Source organism: Phenylobacterium sp. LjRoot219, from assembly GCF_964252995.1.
GTDB lineage: Bacteria > Pseudomonadota > Alphaproteobacteria > Caulobacterales > Caulobacteraceae > Phenylobacterium.
The window spans coordinates 3,325,799-3,344,279 of sequence record NZ_CAXUQI020000001.1 but is presented as its reverse complement, the minus strand read 5'-3'; the positions used below and the strand labels follow the sequence as shown (position 1 = coordinate 3,344,279).

The 18,481-nt window shown below is 69.3% G+C and carries 18 protein-coding genes; 15 read left to right on the top strand and 3 right to left on the bottom strand.

Translation table 11 applies throughout. The features are described 5' to 3' along the window. Positions 1–19 precede the first annotated feature (19 nt). The 3 genes from ACSQ14_RS16345 to folE form a co-directional block, all read right to left on the bottom strand. Positions 20–886, bottom strand: a complete 867-nt coding sequence (locus ACSQ14_RS16345; RefSeq protein ID WP_436014637.1) for an alpha/beta fold hydrolase — start codon at positions 884–886, stop codon at positions 20–22. 34 nt (positions 887–920) lie between these two features. Next, positions 921–1,970 carry a M23 family metallopeptidase gene (locus ACSQ14_RS16340; RefSeq protein ID WP_436014635.1) on the bottom strand — a complete coding sequence of 350 codons (1,050 nt, stop codon included), beginning with the start codon at positions 1,968–1,970 and terminating at the stop codon, positions 921–923. Between the two features lie 227 nt (positions 1,971–2,197). Further along, the gene (gene folE, locus ACSQ14_RS16335; RefSeq protein WP_436014633.1) at positions 2,198–2,791 is read right to left on the bottom strand and encodes a GTP cyclohydrolase I FolE; all 594 of its coding nucleotides are present in this window, start codon (positions 2,789–2,791) and stop codon (positions 2,198–2,200) included. Positions 2,792–2,929: 138 nt separating this feature from the next. On the opposite strand from folE, the gene ACSQ14_RS16330 reads away from it, so the two are divergent. From ACSQ14_RS16330 to ACSQ14_RS16260, 15 genes are all read left to right on the top strand, one after another. Then, positions 2,930–3,199, top strand: a complete 270-nt coding sequence (locus ACSQ14_RS16330; protein WP_436014631.1) for a DUF2312 domain-containing protein — start codon at positions 2,930–2,932, stop codon at positions 3,197–3,199. Between the two features lie 89 nt (positions 3,200–3,288). Beyond that, complete coding sequence (locus ACSQ14_RS16325; RefSeq protein WP_436014629.1) at positions 3,289–3,516, top strand: hypothetical protein; 228 nt, start codon at positions 3,289–3,291, stop codon at positions 3,514–3,516. A gap of 205 nt (positions 3,517–3,721) precedes the next feature. Further along, positions 3,722–4,483, top strand: a complete 762-nt coding sequence (locus tag ACSQ14_RS16320) for a hypothetical protein (RefSeq protein WP_436014627.1) — start codon at positions 3,722–3,724, stop codon at positions 4,481–4,483. A gap of 167 nt (positions 4,484–4,650) precedes the next feature. Further along, positions 4,651–5,388: an SDR family oxidoreductase gene (locus ACSQ14_RS16315; RefSeq protein WP_436014625.1), complete on the top strand. Its 738-nt coding sequence runs from the start codon at positions 4,651–4,653 to the stop codon at positions 5,386–5,388. Between the two features lie 38 nt (positions 5,389–5,426). Beyond that, positions 5,427–7,082: an FAD-dependent oxidoreductase gene (locus ACSQ14_RS16310; protein ID WP_436014623.1), complete on the top strand. Its 1,656-nt coding sequence runs from the start codon at positions 5,427–5,429 to the stop codon at positions 7,080–7,082. A 63-nt stretch (positions 7,083–7,145) separates the two neighbouring features. Then, positions 7,146–8,618: an aldehyde dehydrogenase family protein gene (locus ACSQ14_RS16305; protein WP_436014621.1), complete on the top strand. Its 1,473-nt coding sequence runs from the start codon at positions 7,146–7,148 to the stop codon at positions 8,616–8,618. 72 nt (positions 8,619–8,690) lie between these two features. Continuing rightward, on the top strand, positions 8,691–9,401 hold the full coding sequence (locus ACSQ14_RS16300; RefSeq protein WP_436014619.1) for a TetR/AcrR family transcriptional regulator: 711 nt from the start codon (positions 8,691–8,693) through the stop codon (positions 9,399–9,401). Between the two features lie 230 nt (positions 9,402–9,631). Beyond that, on the top strand, positions 9,632–10,897 hold the full coding sequence (locus ACSQ14_RS16295; protein WP_436014617.1) for a cytochrome P450: 1,266 nt from the start codon (positions 9,632–9,634) through the stop codon (positions 10,895–10,897). Positions 10,898–10,901: 4 nt separating this feature from the next. Beyond that, positions 10,902–11,306 carry a Zn-ribbon domain-containing OB-fold protein gene (locus ACSQ14_RS16290; RefSeq protein ID WP_436014615.1) on the top strand — a complete coding sequence of 135 codons (405 nt, stop codon included), beginning with the start codon at positions 10,902–10,904 and terminating at the stop codon, positions 11,304–11,306. Positions 11,307–11,310: 4 nt separating this feature from the next. Beyond that, the gene (locus ACSQ14_RS16285; RefSeq protein ID WP_436014613.1) at positions 11,311–12,468 is read left to right on the top strand and encodes a thiolase family protein; all 1,158 of its coding nucleotides are present in this window, start codon (positions 11,311–11,313) and stop codon (positions 12,466–12,468) included. 10 nt (positions 12,469–12,478) lie between these two features. Then, on the top strand, positions 12,479–13,228 hold the full coding sequence (locus ACSQ14_RS16280) for a DUF2889 domain-containing protein (RefSeq protein ID WP_436014611.1): 750 nt from the start codon (positions 12,479–12,481) through the stop codon (positions 13,226–13,228). Positions 13,229–13,292: 64 nt separating this feature from the next. Then, positions 13,293–14,606, top strand: coding sequence for an amidohydrolase family protein (locus tag ACSQ14_RS16275; RefSeq protein ID WP_436014609.1), 1,314 nt, complete (start codon positions 13,293–13,295; stop codon positions 14,604–14,606). A 374-nt stretch (positions 14,607–14,980) separates the two neighbouring features. Next, a complete protein-coding gene (locus tag ACSQ14_RS16270; RefSeq protein WP_436014607.1) occupies positions 14,981–15,175 on the top strand; it encodes a ferredoxin in 195 nt (64 codons plus the stop codon). A gap of 37 nt (positions 15,176–15,212) precedes the next feature. After that, positions 15,213–16,031, top strand: a complete 819-nt coding sequence (locus tag ACSQ14_RS16265) for a coniferyl-alcohol dehydrogenase (RefSeq protein ID WP_436014605.1) — start codon at positions 15,213–15,215, stop codon at positions 16,029–16,031. Positions 16,032–16,185: 154 nt separating this feature from the next. Next, complete coding sequence (locus tag ACSQ14_RS16260; RefSeq protein WP_436014603.1) at positions 16,186–18,396, top strand: acyl-CoA dehydrogenase family protein; 2,211 nt, start codon at positions 16,186–16,188, stop codon at positions 18,394–18,396. Positions 18,397–18,481: the final 85 nt, after the last annotated feature.

Here is an 18,481-nt window from a genome sequence, read left to right as displayed (position 1 = left end):
CGGGAGCCGGACTGAGCGCTTAGCGGCCCTGCAGCACGTGGGCGACGCCGCGGACGATCGGGTCGGCGAACCGGGACCCGAGCAGGCTGGCGTGCGACGCGTGGGCGACGTGCTCGATATAGCCCTGGCGCGAGGCCAGCGCCGGGATCGCCTGGATGGCCTTGAGCCAGGGCGCGCTCTTCTCCGCGCCGGCGGTGATCACCGCGACCGGCATCTGGGCCGGCAACTCGGCCTCGGCGGCCTGGTCGGAGGTGGTCGGCCAGGAGGCGACCTCCTCGGCCGCGCCGTGCGCGTGCGGCGCTGCGCCGTAGATGCGCCGCTTCTCCAGCGCCGCCTCGCCGGTCAGGCCGATCAGATTGCCGGCGACGTAGGCCACCGGCCGCATGATGCCGAACTTCGCCCCGCGGCTGACCCAGCGCAGCGCCCGGCCGTAGGCGCGCACCGCGCCGGGGCCGGCGGCGGTCTTCATGATGTCCGGGGTCACCGCGTCGACCAGCACCACGCCGACGGTGCGGTCCGGGTGGGTGAGGGCGAACAGCCGGGCCATCAGCCCGCCCATCGAATGGCCGACCAGCACGTAGGGGCCGGGCTCGTCGAGTTCGCGCAGCAGGGCGGCCAGGTCGGCGACGATCGCCCGGCCGTCGCGCGGCGCGGGTCCGGGGTCGGAGTGGCCAAGGCCGGCGCGGTCGTAGGCCAGGCTGCGGAAGCCCTTGGCGGCGAGCCGCTCCTGCACCACGGCCCAGTCGGCGGCGCAGCCGAACGCGCCGTGCTCCAGCACGACGACGGGGTGGGGGCTGCTGGCGGGCCCGGCGCGGACGACGCGCAGCGCGCGGTCGCCGAGTTCGATCCTCTCGCCCCGAAAGGACGCACGCTGCGATACCGACATCGAACTCTGATCGAACTCTGAACGACTGGGGCTCCTAAGGGGATGTGGAGGCCGTGGCGCCGGTTGGCAAGCCCGCGGTCCCGCTGGGCAGGCCGGCGAGGTCGTCCGGCGGACCGGCCATGGCGGTCGGCGTTCCGCTCGGCAGTCCTGCGGTGCCGCTGTGCAGACCCGGCGGGATGACGGGCGGCGTCAGCGCCGTCGCCGGCTGCGGCCGCGCCGCGCCGCGCGCATCGCTGAACCGCAGCCGGGCGAACGGCCGGCCGTTCTTCAGCTTGTAGTCGCGGATCGTCGCGCTGGCGTTCACGCCGCGCGCCGTCGCGCTGGCCGCGCCCGGCGCGTCGGTCCAGCCGGCTTCGGCGGCGGCCAGCGCCAGCTCGGCTTCTTCGCGCGCCTCCATCTCCTCGCGCTTGGCCTTGGGGATGTTGGAGACGTAGGCGACCCGGACGCGGCGGCCGAACCGCTGGGCGTCGCGCAGCGGCAGATCGTCGGCCGCGGCGAAGCGCCGGTCGAGGAAGAGTTCGGGATTGAGCGGCCGGCCCTTGTCGTCGCGGATCTCGAAATGCAGATGCGCGCCGGTCGAGGTGCCGGTCGAGCCGATCGCGCCGACCGGCGTCCCGGCCTTCACGGCGAGCCCGGGGACGAGCTGCGGCAGCAGCTGGCCGAGGTGGCCGTAGACGCTCGACAAGCCGCCGGCGTGCCTGAGCTCGACGGTGCGGCCGTAGCCGCCGTCGACGCCGGAGCGGACCACCACGCCGTCGGCGACGGCCAGCACCGGCACGCCGGACGGGGCGGCGATGTCGACCCCGGCGTGCAGCCGGCCGCCTTCCTCCCACGGCAGCTGCCGCAGGCCGAACGGCGAGATCACCGGGAAGCCGGGGGTCGGCGAGGTGAAGGCGATGAAGGCGGGCGGTTCGGCCGGCGCGGCCGGCCGCGGCGCGATCGGGCGCTGCGGGGCCAGCCGCTCGACGCGGGGCAGGGCCGCGTGGGCCGCGGTGATCAGGGCCAGCGCCACGCCGCCGCCCATCAGCGCGTCGATCAGCCAGTGTCGCGAGCGCCCACAGGACGCCGGGGGTGTGTCGGTCAAGCTGACAACTCCCAGTACTGCTGGACCCGGACCCTGGAACGGCGCACGAAGCGCAAAGCCAAGCTGCGCACGCGCCAGGGCGAGTGTGGTTAACGCGTCAGTCCTCTAGGCGAAAATCCGCCGGCGCGCGACCCACTATTCTCAGGAATGTTCCACCAAGGTGCGGCCTGCTTCACGCAGGTTAAGTTCTCGACTTAACAGTCCGGCGCTTTCCTAGCTGCGCCGTGTCAGCGCTCGCCGTTGTGCACCAGCTCGAGGAACTCCTGCCGGGTGCGCGGGTCGTCGCGGACCACGCCCAGAAGCCGGCTGGTGGTCAGGCGCGAGCCCGGGGTGTTGACCCCGCGCATGGTCATGCAGCTGTGCTCGGAGACGATCACCACGCCGACGCCCTTGGGCTGCAGGATGTCCTGGATGGCCTGGGCGATCTCCGAGGTCAGCTTCTCCTGGATCTGCAGCCGGCGGGCGAAGCCGTTGACCACCCGCGCCAGCTTGGAGATGCCGACCACCCGGTCCGACGGCAGGTAGCCGACGTGCGCCCGGCCGAGGAACGGCAGCATGTGGTGCTCGCAGAAGCTGACCACCCGGATGTCGCGCAGCACGACCAGTTCGTCGTAGCCGCCGACCTCCTCGAAGGTGCGCTGCAGGTACTCGCGGGGATCGGCCTCATAGCCGGCGAACAGCTCGCGATAGGCCTTGGCGACCCGCTTGGGGGTCTCCAGCAGGCCTTCGCGGGCCGGGTCGTCGCCGGCCCATTCGATCAGGGTGCGGACCGCCGCCTCGGCGTCTTGCTGAGTGGGCCGCTTTTTCGCTTCGTCAGACATCACAAAAATCTCCCGCGGCGATCCGCCTCAACGTTCGAGCCTAAGTCAAGGTTCAAGGTGCGGATGACACGGCCGAGCCGCATCGCTAGGGTCCCGCCGCTTCCCGCAATCTAGAACTTAGCTTAGAGGTTTCGACCTATGGCCGACGACGCCGCCGCCCATTCCGACGTGCTGAACGGCACCGCGCAGACGCAGCTCAAGAGCATCGTCGAACGCGTCGAGCGTCTCGAGCAGGAGAAGTCCGAGATCGCCGAGCAGATCAAGGAAGTCTTCGCCGAGGCCAAGGGCAACGGCTTCGACGTGAAGGTGCTGCGCAAGATCGTCCGCATCCGCAAGCAGGACCGCGCCAAGCGGATGGAGGAGGAGGCGATCCTCGACCTCTATCTCTCGGCGCTCGGAGAGGTTTGAGGCGTAAGGCCCCAGACCCTAAAGCGCAGGCCAAACGGGCTGCGCTCAGCGCGCTGAAGCGCGCCCGCCGCCAGGCGGAGCGCGCCGGCGTGAAGCTCTCCGACTGGGAGGGCGAATTCCTCGGGTCCGTCGAAGACCGGCTGAAGACCTTCGGCCGCGCCTTCGGCGACCCGGACAAGGGCGCGCCCGGCGAGGCGCTCTCGATGATGCAGCGCGTCAAGCTCAAGGAGATCGCCGGCAAGGCGAAGGGCGACAAGCCGCCCTGGGCGAAACGCCGGCCGAAACCCGACGCCGAGCCCCCGGATGAGCAGGACTAGCGCCCAGATCCTCCACCGCGAAGCGGGGGAGGTGGATCGGCGCGGAATGCGCCGAGACGGAGGGGGCGTTCCGCCGGCCCGCCGGGCTTGTCGCTGCATGGACCGGGCGATAACACTTCCAGCGGCGCAGCTTTCGGCGCCCACGTAAAAAATCAGAAGGTGCGGAGCCGCGGCGTTCGCGCTCCAGCGCCGGGGCAGGAACCGAATGGCGCTCCACACCACCTTGCATCTGCACAACCTGCCCGAGGGCCGCGAGGCCGAGTACGCGGCCTGGTTCGACGGGCCGCACCGCGCGGCGCTGGCCGGCCTGCGCGGCTTCCGCAGCGCCGACCGCTTCGAGGTCACCGCCGAGCAGATCATGCCGGACATCCCGCAGCCCTGGCGGTTCCTCAGCGTCTACGACTTCGATCTGCCGGCGCCGGAGATCGACCTGCCGGCGCTGGGCCCGCTGATCGCCGCGGCGCGCGACGCCGGCCTGATCGACGACGCGGGCGCCAACGAGCGGCTCTACAGCTATCGCCTGTATTCCGACTGGAAGGGCAGCCCGAACTGGCGGCCGGACGAGCCGTTCTCGGGCGTCAGCATCATCCTGGCCAACTACACCATTGGCCGCGAGGCCGAGTACCAGAAGTGGTACGACGAGGTGCATTCCGGCGAGGTCACCAACGTCCCCGGCCATGTGGCGATGAAGCGCGGGGTGCTGGCCGAGACGCAGATCGAGCCGGTGCGCTACTGCCCGGGCGACCAGCTGGTGCTCACCGGCTGCCAGACCGACGACCTGATGTTCACCCTGCGCGACTTCAGCGCGCGGGCCGGCGGCCGCAGCCCGAGCGGCGTGGCCATGGAGCCGCGCTCGAAGGCCGCCTCGTCGGCGCGCACGGTGCACTATTTCCGTAAGGTCAGCGGCGACCGCTTCTGGCCCGGCGGGATCGCTTACGGCGGCGACCTGTCGGTCTATCGGCAATAGCCGCGAACGACCGCCACGGGGCCTCGACGCGGGCCGCGGTAAGTGAGACACCGCGGCTCGCAAGTATCGCCGGCACGATGCGGAAGGGTCTTGTCCTTCGTCGGTCGCGCAGCGCAACTCTCGACCAGCCTGCCGCTCCTGCGCAGGCCAACCAATTGGAGTGGGGATTGTCCAAGATCATCGTCATCACCGGCGCGGGCGCCGGCCTTGGCAAGAACCTGGCGCAGCGCTTCGCCGCCGACGGCGACACCGTGGTGCTGCTCGGTCGCACCCGCTCGAAGGTTGAAGCCGTCGCCGCCGAGATCGGCGAGCGCGCCATGGCCGTCGAGTGCGACGTGGCGTCGGCGGACTCGGTGCGGGCCGCCTTCGCCCAGATCGCCGAACGCTTCCCCAAGATCGACGTGCTGATCAACAACGCCGCCGTGTTCGCGCCGTCGACGGTGGCCGACGCCAGCGACGCCCACATCGTCGACACGATCAGCATCAACCTGAACGGCTCGATCTTCTGCGCCCGCGCCGCGATCCCGATGATGGGTCCCGGCGGCCACATCATCAATGTCGGCAGCGAGTCGGTGGATGTGCCGTTCTGGCACCTCACCCTCTACCAGTGCTCGAAAGCCGGCCTGGAGCAGTTCACCGTCTCCCTGCGCCGCGAACTCGAGCCGAACGGCATCCGGGTGACCATGATCCGCGCCGGCCAGATGATGGAAGAGGGCAAGGCCACCGGCTGGGATCCCGAGGCGGCGATGCGCTTCGCCAAGGCCAACATGGAGGCCGGGATCAACCTGATGAGCCGGCCGATCTCGCAGTTCAAATCGGTGACGGGGATCTTCCGGGCCGTGGTCGACATGCCGGCCGATGTGCACATGGGTACGGTCCACGTCTCGGCCCGGACCGCCGGCTGACACTGTCGACAAGAAACGACTTGGGAGTGAGGACCAGGATGGACGAAACCTTCGATTTCGTGATCGTCGGCAGCGGGGCGGGCTCGATGACCGCCGCGCTGGTGATGCGCAGCCAAGGCAAGCGCGTCCTGGTCCTGGAGAAGACTGAGCTCGCCGGCGGCACCACCTGCACCTCCGGCGGGGTGATGTGGATCCCCAACACCTCCTTCATGAAGGGCGAGGACAGCTCCGAGAAGGCGCTGACCTACCTCGACGCCCTGGCCGACGGGCAGGACGACGCGCCGGGCGTCACCCGCGAGCGTCGCCTGGCCTTCGTCGAGGAAGGGCCGAAGATGGTCGACTTCCTGACCCGCCAGGGCCTGAAGTTCCACCGCATCCCGGTCTATCCCGACTACTACGACTCGCCCGGCTCGGTGCAGACCAGCCGCACCCTGGGCGCGGACATCTTCGACCAGAAGCAGCTCGGCGACTGGGCGTCGAAGATGCGGCCGGGCTTCCTGCCGGTGCCGGCGACCATCGAAGAAGCCTTCAACCTGCCGTGGATGAAGAAGTCCAAGAAGGCCAAGAAGGTGATGGGCAAGATCGCCCTGCGCATGCTGGTCAGCAAGCTCACCGGCAAGAAGCTGGTCAGCGGCGGCGCGGCCCTGCAGGGGCAGCTGATCCACGCCGCGCTGAAGGCCGGCGTCGAGATCCGGCTGAACGCGCCGGTGAAGCAGATCCTGGTCGAGGGCGGCCGGGTCGCGGGCGTCGTCGCGGAGGTCGACGGCAAGGCGCGGCGCATCGGCGCGACGGCCGGCGTGCTGGTCAACGCCGGCGGCTTCTCGCGCAACCAGGCGATGCGCGACCAGTACCTTCCCGGCACCTCCACCGAGTGGACCGCCACCGCCCCAGGCGATACGGGCGAGGTGCTTCAGGAGGCGATCCGCATCGGCGCCGCGGTCGGCCAGATGGGCGAGACGGTCGGCCAGCCGATGGCCCTGCCGCCCGGCAGGCCGCCGGCCATCGCGCACGGCGAGGTCACCAAGCCGCACTCGATCATCGTCGACCAGAGCGGCGTGCGGTTCATGAGCGAGGCGCAGTCCTACGTCGAGCTGGGCCGCGGCCTGACCCAGCGCCGCAAGCAGTCGCCGTCGGCCTGGCTGGTGATGGATAGCCAGTTCCTCGCCAACTACATGTTCGCTGGCACCATGGCCGGCTCGGCCAAGCCGCAGGCCTGGTTCGACCAGGGCTTCCTGAAGCAGGCCGACAGCATCGAGGGGCTGGCGCAGGCCTGCGGCGTCGATCCGGCGACGCTGAAGGCGACGGTCGAGCGCTTCAACGGCTTCGCCCGGCAGGGCAAGGACGAGGACTTCAAGCGTGGCGAGCGGGTCTACGACCTTTGGCTCGGCGACCCGACGGTGACCGGCGCGGCCCAGACGCTGGGGACCATCGAGCAGGGGCCGTTCTACGCCATCCAGCTCTATCCGGGCGACGTCTCGACCTTCGGCGGACTGGTCACCGACGCCCAGGCGCGGGTGCTCAAGGCCGACGGCTCAGTGATCCCGGGGCTCTACGCGACCGGCACCTCGACCGCCTCGGTGATGGGCGGCCGCAGCCCCGGCGCGGGCGCCAGCATAGGTCCGGCCATGACCTTCGCCTATATAGCCGCCAAGCACGCCGCCCACGCCGAGAACCTCGTCGAGGCGGCGGCCTGAGGCCGGTTCGAAATTCCAATAGATCGGCGCGCAGTACGGGCGCCGGGAGAGGACGCTAAAGTGATGATACTTCCTGAAGCCAAGCTCTACGTCGACGGCAAGGTCCGTCAGGCCGAAGGCGGCAAGACCTATGACGTGCTGGGTCCGTGGACCGGCGAAGTCGTCACCAAGGCGGCCGACGCCTCGGCGGCCGACGTCGAGGAATCGATCGCCGCGGCCCGCCGCGCGTTCGACGAGACCGACTGGTCGACCAACCACGCCAAGCGCTTCGAGCTGGTCAAGAAGTTCCGCGACCTGATCAAGGCGAACAACGACCGCATGGTCCAGATCGCCCGCGTCGAGGCCGGCGCCGCGATCGGCGCGACCTACGCCGCCCACGTGAACAACGCCGTCGACGGCATGGACGCGCTGATCGACCTCTTCCCGGAAGTGAAGTGGGAAGAAGACCGCGGCCGGGCCAGCGCCATGGGCGGCAAGTACCTCTCCGACCGCAAGATCGTCTACGAAGCCATCGGCGTCGCCGCGGCGATCACGCCGTGGAACGTGCCGCTCTACGTCAACCTGGGCAAGGTGATCGCCGGCCTGCTGGCGGGCTGCACCATGATCCTGAAGCCGGCGCCGAACACCCCGTCGGCGGCCACCATCCTCGGCGAGCTGGCGCTCGAAGCCGGCTTCCCGGCCGGCGTCTTCAACGTCATCACCTCGGAAGATCCGGCGATGGCCGGCGAGCTGCTGACCAAGGACGCGCGCGTCGACCTGGTGACCTTCACGGGCTCCACCCTGGTCGGCAAGAAGATCATGGAGAACGGCGCGCCGACCCTGAAGCGCGTGTTCCTCGAGCTCGGCGGCAAGTCGGCCAACATCATCCTCGACGACGCGCCGAACTTCGCCATGGCGGTCGCCTCCTCGATGGTGGTGTTCCACGCCGGCCAGGGCTGCGCGATCTGCACCCGCGTGCTGGTCCCGGAGAGCCGCTACCAGGAAGCCCTGGCGATCCTCGAGCAGGCCTACGCCGGCTTCGCCGACAAGTGGGGCAAGTTCGACGAGCCGACCAGCATCATGGGCCCGGTCATCTCCAAGAAGCAGATGGACCGGGTGCTGAGCTACGTCGAGCTCGGCCAGAAGGAAGGCGCGCGCGTGCTCGCCGGCGGCAAGGCCCGTCCGGACAAGGGCGGCGGCTACTTCATCGAGCCGACCTGCTTCGTCGACGTGAAGAACGACATGCGCATCGCCCAGGAAGAGATCTTCGGCCCGGTGCTGGTGGTCATTCCGTACAAGGACGATGAGGACGCGATCCGCATCGCCAACGACACCACCTACGGCCTGTCGGGCATGGTGCAGGGCAGCGCGGAACGCGCCCAGAAGGTCGCCAAGCGGCTGCGCACCGGTTCGGTCAGCGTCAACGGCGGCATGTGCATCGCCGGCGACCTGCCGTTCGGCGGCTACAAGGGCAGCGGCATCGGCCGCGAATGGGGCCGCGAAGGCATCGAGGAGTTCCTCGAGAGCAAGGTCATCGCGACCGGGGTTCCGGCCTAAGACCGCAGGTCGGGGCGGCGCCGCCAGGCGCCGCTCCGGCATCGGTCCTCGCTCGGTGGATGTGAGGTCAAGGTGAGAGCGCAGCCAACCGCCGCCGAGAACGAGACGCTAAGCCACAACCTGCTGGGCCAAAGGCTCGGGCGGAAGGGCCGCGACACGCGCGAGCGGATCATCGCCGCCACCGAGAAACTGCTGGCCGAACCGACCGGCGCGCCGATCTCGCTCAGCGCCGTGGCGCGCGAAGCGTCGCTCGGCATGACGACGCTCTACCTCTATTTCAGCGACCTGCCCGAGTTGCTGCTCGCCGTGCTGGCGCCGATCATGGCGACGGCCGAAGAGACCTATATCGGCCACCTGCGCGCGACCTGGCCGGACGCCGAGCTCGGCGCGCACTGCCTGCGCTTCATCGAGGCCTATCACGACTTCTGGGCGCAGCATTCGCGCATCCTGCACCTGCGCAACATCTACGCCGACAACGGCGACGAACGCATGCGGCTGAACCGCATCGGCATGTCGAAGGGGATCCTGGATCTCTTCGTCGAGCAGATGGAGGGCGACCCCGCCGCCTACCGCTCGGAGCCCTACTACATGGCCACCGTGTTGCTGACCGGCATCGAGCGGATGATCACCATCGCCACCGACGAGAAGTTCCGCGGCATGTTCCAGCAGGACCCGGGACCGCACATCCGCAACCTGCTGCGCGCCGAGGCCCATCTGTTCGAACTGGCGCTTGGCGACGGGCGCACCCAGAGCCGCCGGGCGCGGCTGTCCACGGCGCAGTAACGGGCGCAATCGCGGAGGCGTTATTCGCGGTCCGCCGGCCGCCGCCTTATTGCCTTCAGCCCTGTCGACCATGACAGTCCCGGTCCGCGAGGAGCCGGCCAGACGCTCCCGCCAGGGTGGAGGAAAGCGTGCGAATGGATGTGACGCCGAGCGCGCCTTCGGCTAGTGAGAACGGCAGTCTCAGGGTCGTTCGCCGACCTTGAGCCACCTCTATTTTGTCGGAGAATACAGTGGCTGACGACGCCTCCCACGCCCAGCTCACCCCGGCCGCGCCGAAGCCGGCGCACGTGCCGGACGCCCTGGTCTACGATTTCGACTACTTCAAGGATCCGGGCTTCCAGACCGATCCGCACGCCCGCATCGCGCAGATGCACAAGGAGGCCCCAGAGGTCTTCTGGACGCCGCGCCAGGGCGGCCACTGGGTCGCGCTGAGCTACGAGGCCAACTACGACCTCGGCCGCGACTGGGAGACCTTCACCAGCGAGTTCGTGCCGCAGGCGCAGATGCAGGCGATGCGCGCCGCCCTGCCGCCGGGCGCGCCGCACATTCCCCAGCCGCTGCCGATCAACGTCGACCCGCCGCTGCACACCAAGTACCGGATCCCGCTGAACGGGGCCTTCTCGCCGAAGGCGATGAACCTGCTCCGCGACGACATCCGCGCGCTGGCCAAGGAGCTGGTGGCGAACATCGCCCCGAAGGGCTGCAGCGAATTCATGGCCGACGTGGCCGAGCCGCTGCCGGTCAACGTCTTCCTGAAGATGTTCGGCCTGCCGCTGGAGCGCGCGGAAGCCTACCGCGCGCTGGTGAAGGAGCACTTCGAGTCGATCGACTTCGATCCGAAGGCCACCATCATCAAGCTGCAGAAGGTCGCCGCGATCATGCGCGACACCTTCCTGGAGCGGAAGGAGAACCCCGGCGACGACCTGATCAGCCGGCTGTGGCAGGCCAACGTCGACGGCCAGCCGACCACGCTCGAGGACATGGAGAACTGGGGCGTCCTGCTCTTCCTCGCCGGCCTCGACACGGTGATGAACGGCATCGGCCTGGGCGTGCGCCACCTGGCGACCGACCCGGCGCTGCAGGAGCGCCTGCGTCAGAGCCCTGAGCTCAGCCAGGAGCTCACCGAGGAGCTGCTGCGCCGCTACACCTTCACCGTGCCGGTGCGGATGGCGGCGAAGGACACCGAATGGCACGGCGCGCCGATCAAGGCGCGCGAGCGGGTGCTGATGCTGCTCGGCGGCGCCGACCTCGACTCGAGCCGGTTCGCCGAGCCCGAGCGCACCGACATCGACCGCGAAGACAAGGTGCACATCGCCTTCGGCACCGGCCCGCACCGCTGCGTCGGCTCGCACCTGGCGCGCATCGAGCTGCAGATCATGTACGAAGAGCTGCTGGCCGGCCTGCCGACCTTCCGCCTCGATCCCGCAAACCCGCCGAAGTTCCATGGCGGCAACGTGATCGGCCTCGACACCCTCCACATCGTCTGGGACGTCTAACCATATGGCTGCGCAACGAGCCCTGCCGCGCCTCGATTCCGACAACCGGGCCTTCTGGACCGGTGGTGCGGAAGGCGAGTTGCGCATCCACCACTGCCGCGACTGCGACAGCTGGAACCACCCGCCGATGCCGGTGTGCCGGCAGTGCCTGTCGGAGAACGTCGCGGCCGAGGCCGTGCCGGGAACCGGGGTGGTCGACACCTTCACCGTCAACCACCAGGCCTGGGGCCCCGGCATGGAGGTCCCGTTCGTCATCGCCCGGGTCGCGCTGGACGGCGCGCCCGGGGTCATCCTGACCACCAACATCGTGAACTGTCCGGTCGATGCGGTGGAGTTCGGCGACCGCGTGCGCGTGACCTTCGAGCAGCACGACGACGTGTGGATCCCGCTGTTCGAGAAGGTGGCGTAAGACGATGGCGACCGAAGCCTACATCACCGGAGTCGGCCAATCGCAGATTGGCCAGAAGCTCGCCCGCCACCCGCTGCTGCTGACCCTCGACGCCTTCAAGGAGGCGCTCGACGAGGCCGGCCTGACGGTCGACCAGATCGACGGCGTCGCCACCTATCCCGGCCGCATGGGCGGCTATCTCGGCTTCTCGCCGGTCGGCGTCGACGAGGTCATCGAGGGCTTCGGCATCAAGGCCAAGTGGCGCCTCGGCGGCATGGAGCTGTCGGCCCAGCTGGGCGCGATCGCCGCGGCGGCCGACGCGGTGAAGGCCGGCCACGCCCGCCACGTCATGTGCTTCCGCACGGTCTACGAGGCCGCCGCCATGGCCCGGCCGGACGAGTACCCGATGCCGAAGCGCGGCCGGGTCGACGGCATGTCGCAGTGGACCGCGCCGTTCAACGCCACCTCGGCGGTGACCTGGACCGCGCAGTACGCGATGCGGCACGTCAAGAAGTACGGCCTGACCCGCGAGCAGCTGGCGCAGATCGCGCTCAACGACCGCAAGAACGCCCTGCTCAACCCGCGCGCCCTGGTGCGCGAGCCGCTGAGCATGGACCAGTACATGTCGGCGCGGATGATCGCCTCGCCGCTCTGCCTGTTCGACTGCGACCGCTTCTCCGACGCCTCGACGGTGGTCATCGTCTCGGCCGGCGACGCGGTCGACGAGGTCAAGTGCACGCCGATCCGCATCGCCGCGTCGGCCGGCGCCGTCGACCGCGACAGCTGGGACCAGGCCGAGTGGATGGCCAGCTACGCCACCGGCCGCGAGCTGTGGAAGCACACCGACTACAAGCCGAAGGACGTCGACACCGTCCAGTTCTACGACGGCTTCAGCTTCCTGGCGCTGACCTGGCTGGAGGCGCTGGGCTTCTGCGAGGTCGGCGAGGGCGGCCGCTTCATCGAAGGCGGCCAGCGGATCGCCATCGACGGCGAACTGCCGCTGAACACCTTCGGCGGCCAGATCGGCGCCGGCCGGCTGCACGGCTTCGGCTTCGCCCACGAGGCGGTGACCCAGCTGCGCGGCAACGGCGGCGAGCGGCAGATCCCCGGCGATCCCAAGGTCGCGGTGGCCACCTCCGGCGGCGGGCCGCTGGCGACGGCGCTGCTGCTGGCCAGGGACTAGGGACCTGGCGATGCGCGACCCCGCCCTCGACGATCGTCCCGGCTATCGGCGGCGCTTTCGCGTCGCCCCGGGCGAGGGCTGGGTCCGCAGCGAGCTGGAGGACGACTACCACCACATGCGGGTCACCCTGCGCCATGCGGGCGGGGTGATCACCGCGGTGGAGCCGGAGATGGTGCGCGCGCCCTGGACCACCTGTCCGGGCGCGATCGCCCGGCTCGAACAGACCTTCACCGGCGCAGCGCTCAGCGAGGCTCCGCTCGGCCGCAACGCCGAGAAGGCGACCAACTGCACCCACCTGCACGACCTGGCGACGCTGGCGGCGACGCACGCCCTCGATCGCGCCCCGCTGACCTATGATATCCTCACCGAGGACCCGATCGACGGGCGGCGGCGGATCGAGTTGCGGCGCAATGGCGAGCCGGTGATGCACTGGGTGGAGCAGGACGGGCGTTTGGTCGAGCCGGCGGCGGCCGCCGGCCTGACCCTGCTGCAGCTCAAGCCCTACATCGAAAGCCTCGACGCCGAGGGCCAGGAGCAGGCCCGGATCCTGCGCTGGGGCGCGGTGGTCGCCCACGGCCGCGCGATCCCGCTCGAGAACCAGTCCGACGCCACGCGCATGCCGCCGACCTGCTTCACCTTCCAGCCCGAGACCAAGCTGAAGGCCAGGCGGGTCGGCGAAATCCGCGATTTCAGCGGCGGGGGCGAGCAGCCCCTGGAGCCGCGACGGTCTGCGCCGAAGGAGGCCAGCCCGGCGTCTTGAGCCACGTCTAAGCCACAGCCAGAACAAGGCGGAAAATCCGCCGTAGGAGGAAATCTCGATGAATATGAATGACCTAGTTATCGTCAGCGTCGATGACCACATCAGTGAACCGCCGGACCTGTTCGACAAGCACCTGACGGGCGACGCGCTGGCGACCGCGCCGAAGCTGAAGCAGACCGAGACCGGCACCGACTACTGGGAATACCAGGGTCAGAAGTGGCCCTCGGTGGGCCTGAACGCCGTCGTGGGCCGCCCGTTCGAGGAATACGGCATGGAGCCGACCAGCCTCGAGCAGATGCGCAAGGGCGTCTGGGATGTCCATGAGCGGATCAAGGACATGGACGTCAACGGCATCGCCGCGTCGCTGAACTTCGGCAGCGTCGTGGACTTCGCCGGCGGCCGCTTCCACCAGGTGGCGGACAAGGACCTCTCGCTGATCCACCTGCGGGCCTACAACGACTGGCACGTCGACGAATGGTGCGCCGCCTACCCGGGCCGCTTCATTCCCTGCGGCATCCTGCCGACCTGGAACATGGACGCCACGGTCGCCGAGATCAAACGCCTGGCGGCGAAGGGCGTGACGGCGGTCTCGATCAACGAGAACCCGACGACGAAGGGCCTGCCCAGCATCCACAACGCCTACTGGGAGCCGATGTGGAAGGCGATCACCGACCACGACATGGTCATCTGCCTGCACATCGGCGGCGGCAACCCGGCGCCCCACGCCTCCATGGAGACCCCGATCGAGGCCTGGATCACCACCATGCCGATGTCGATCGCGATGGGCGCGGCCGACTGGCTGCACCTGGAGGCGCTGCACCGCTACCCGACCATGAAGATCGCCCTTTCCGAGGGCGGCATCGGCTGGGTGCCCTACTTCATGGAGCGCGCCGACTTCAGCCACTGGCGGCACAAGACCTGGACGCACTCGGACATGGCGTTCGGCGACCTGAAGCCGTCGGACGTCTTTAAGCGCCACTTCATGCTCTGCTTCATCGACGACAAGTTCGGGCTGCAGAACCTGCGGTTCCTCAACGAGGACCTGGTCTCCTACGAGTGCGACTATCCGCACTCCGACACCCTGTGGCCGGAGGTGCCTGAGCACCTGTGGGAGTCGGTGAAGCACCTGACCCCCGAGCTGATCGACAAGGTCACCCACAAGAACGCGATGAAGTTCTGGAACTTCGATCCGTTCAAAAACTACAAGCGCGAAGACCTCACGGTGGGCGCGCTGCGGGCCAAGGCGGTCGCTGCCGGCGTGGACACCACGCCGAAGTCGTCGGGCGGCCGCGCGCCGCTGGCGCCTGGCGAGAAGCCGCGTCCGATCACGTCCGGTGACATCATGGGCATGTTCGCCAAGCACGATCGCGCTGCCTAGACCCTGTCCCGCCTGACCTGAGGCAAGTCAGGCGGGATAAACAGGGCCGTTGTCCTCGAGTGAGAGCCTCCACTCGCGTTGATCAACGCGAGTGGGAAGGGCTCTGAGGTTGGGTCGCGCGGGAGCCTTCGGCTTCCGCGCGAACGCCTTGGCGGCACTGCTGTTCTCAGCGCTTGAGCCGCCCGCGTGGCGGCGATATGCACCTGCCGCAAGCCTTGGGCCGCAGGCTCAATCGTGGGGACGATTTGCGAGGTGTGGGCGGTTGATCGGCGTAGGCCGGCGCCATCTATTCGAACACCAAGCCGAACCGCGGGCCAAGGCGGGTCTAATCGCGGTATGGCTGGCATCCGCCAGCCCAAGTTTGGAGCATCAGGATGAAAATCCGCATCAACAAGGCCGGCTGCGTGGGCCATGCCCGCTGCGCCGCGGTGGCTCCGGAGATCTACGAACTCGACGACGACGGCTACATCGCCGTGGAGGAGATCGACGTTCCTCCGGGCCAGGAAGCTCTCGCTCGTCGCGGGGCGCGCGCCTGCCCCGAACGCATCATCACCGTCGTCGAAGACTAGCTGAAAGGCCGCCCGGACGGGCCGCCAGGGAGACCTCATGTCTGATCTCGTCAACTACAAGAACAAGCGCGTCATCGTCAGCGGCTGCTTCTCGGGCATGGGCGAAGCAACCGCCCGGCAGCTGCTCGGCCTCGGCGCCGAAGTGCACGGCCTGGACTTCAAGGAATCCACCCTGCCGCTCGCCTCGTTCAACCAGGTCGACCTGCGCGACCCGGCCTCGATCGAAGCCGCGGTGGCCAAGATCGGCGGCAAGGTCGATGCGCTGTTCAACTGCGCCGGCCTGCCGCAGACCGCCGGTCCGCTGGACGTCATGAAGGTGAACTTCCTCGGCACCCGCCACATGACCCAGACGGTCCTGCCGCTGATGTCGGAAGGCGGCGCCATCGCCTCCATCGCCTCGACCGCGGCGATGGGCTGGTCGCGCCGGCTGCCGACCGTCATGGAGCTGGTCACCACCAAGACCTACGCCGATGGCGTGAAGTGGTGTGAAGACCACATGGACACGGTGGCCGAGGGCTATTCCTTCTCGAAGGAAGCCATCACCGTCTGGACGATGTTCACCGCGGCGCACCTGATCAAGCAGGGCATCCGCCTGAACTGCACCCTGCCGGGCCCGACCCAGACGCCGATGATGAACAGCTTCGAATCCGCCACCCCGGTGGCGGTGATCGACGCCGCGGCGCAGCCGATCAACCGCCGGGCGACCCCGGACGAGCAGGCCAGCCCGCTGATCTTCCTGAACAGCGACGCGGCCAGCTACATCAACGGTCACGCCTTCGCCGTCGACGGCGGCTTCATGGGCGGCCTGGCCACCGGCCAGATCGACATGGCCGCGCTGATGGGCGGCAAGGGCTAAGCCTGATCCCGCGGGGTCCGGAGGACGCGGTCCTCCGGACCCCGCGGATTATGCGGCGAAGCCGCTTGGCGCAGTTGGGCTCTGCGCCGCGGCCGTGCCGCCTCAGTTCTGTGTTTCAAATAAAATAAGAAACGCCTTTGGGAGCGAGCCCGCCGTGAACCTTGAACTCTCCGCCGACCAGAAGGCGCTGCGCGACGCCTTCGCGCGCTTCCTGAACGAAGAGAGCAGCATGGCCCGCGTCCGCGCGGCCCTGCCGTCCGGGTTCGACGCCGCGCTATGGCGCGGGCTGGCGGAGCTCGGCGCCTTCTCGGTGCGGGTCCCGGAGGCCGCCGGCGGCCTGGGCCTGGGCGTGCTCGACGCCACCGCGCTGATGGAAGAGGTCGGCCGCACCCTGGCCTCGGGACCGATCGCCGAGACCCTGGTCGCCGCGCGCCTGCTGGCCGTGGTCGCCCCGGACGCCGCGGCCGACCGGCTGGCCAAGGTGCTGGGCGGCGAGAGCGTGCTCGGCCTCGCCTTCCATGATCTCGCCTGCCAGCCCGTGCAGTGGGTGGCCGGCGGCGCCGTCGCCGAGGCGGTGATCGCCCGTGACGGCGACCAGGTGTTGCTGGTCGAGGTTCCGGCGAGCGCCCGCCAGGGCGAGGCCAACCTCGCCTCGACGCCGATCGCCGAGCTGCGCCTCAAGGACTTCGCCCGGACGGTGCTGTCGACCGGGCCGGAGGCGACCGCCGCCTTCGCCCAGGCGGTCGAGGAATGGAAGCTCTTGATGGCCGCGGCGCTGTCGGGGCTGTCGCGCGAGGCCATCCGGCTGGCCGCGGCCTACGCGGTCGAGCGCGTGCAGTTCGGCCAGCCGATCGGCGCCTACCAGGCGCTGTCGCATCCGCTCGCCGACCTGATCACCGAGACCGAGGCCGGCAAGCTCTTGCTCTGGCAGGCGATCCGCAACATCGCCGATGGCGCGCCCAACGCCGGCGGCGAAGTCTCGTTGGCCTTCTGGTGGAACGCCGACCTCGCCAGCCGCGTCGGCGGCCAGGCGGTGCAGACCTTCGGCGGCTACGGCCTGACCACCGAGTACGACGTCCACCTCTACAACCTGCGGGCCAAGGCCTGGCCGCTGGTGTTCGGCGACCCGGCGCGGGCGCTCGACGAGGCGGGCCGCCGGCTCTACGCCGGCGAGGCCACGCGCCTGCCGGACGTCGGCGAGGTGAGCATCGACTTCGACCTCGGCGACGAGGCGCGGGCATTCGCCCAGGAAGTCGACGCCTTCTTCACCGCGACTCTGACGCCGGAGCTGAAGGCCAAGGCGCACTACTCCTGGGACGGCCACGACCCGGGCGTGCACAAGAAGCTGGCCGAGGCCGGCCTACTGTTCCCGGCCTGGCCGAAGGAATTCGGCGGCCGCGACGCCCCGCCCTATGCCGTCCACGCCGCCCGCGAGGTCTGGGAAGACCATGGCTGGAGCGGCCATGCGGTCGGCGTCACCCAGATGGTGGCCCACATCATCCGCAAGTTCGGCAGCGACGAGCTGAAGCGCGACGTGCTGTCGAAGATCGTCGCCGGCGAGGCGGTCTGCAGCCTCGGCTACTCCGAGCCGGGCTCCGGCTCCGACGTGTTCGCCGCCCAGACCAAGGCGACGCGCGACGGCGAGGGCTGGCGGATCGACGGCCAGAAGATGTTCACCAGCGGGGCGAACCTCTCCGACTACGTGCTGATGCTGACGCGGACCAATCCGGACGTCGCCAAGCACAAGGGCCTGACGATGTTCATCGTCCCGCTGAAGGGGACGCCGGGCATCGAGGTGCAGCCGGTCTTCACCTTCCAGGACGAGCGGACGAACATCACCTACTACGACGGGGTGCGGATCCCCGACAGCTGGCGGCTCGGCGAGGTCGACGCAGGGGTGAAGGTGATGTCGGCGGCGCTCGAGCTCGAGCACGGCGGCGGCTTCGGCAAGACCCAGGCCCACATGCTGCGCTCCGCCGAGGAGCTGTGCCGCGAGATCGTGCGCGACGGCCGCCCGCTGATCGACGACCCTTCGGCCCAGCGCCGCCTGGCGCGCACCTACGCCGACGTGCAGGTCTCGCTGCTGCTCGGCCACCGCTCGCTGTGGGTCGGCGTCGAAGGCAAGCCGAACCACGCCTATGGCCCGATGGCCAAGATGTACTCGTCCGAAAAGTTCTATTCGGACGCCGCCGACCTGCTAGACCTGACCGCGCCGCACTCGCTGGCGAAGCGGGACGGTCCGGCAGGCTTCCTCAACCTGTGCTACCGCCACGCTCACGGCACGCGGATCTACGGCGGCACCAGTCAAGTCCACCGCAGCATGATCGCCGAGCGCAACCTCGGCCTGCCGCGCAGCCGCGCCTAGAGTCCTTCCCACTCCCGTTGGACCAACGCGGGTGGATAAGAAGGGCTCTCCCTTTTGAACGACGACCCTGGTTATCGCCGGGCTG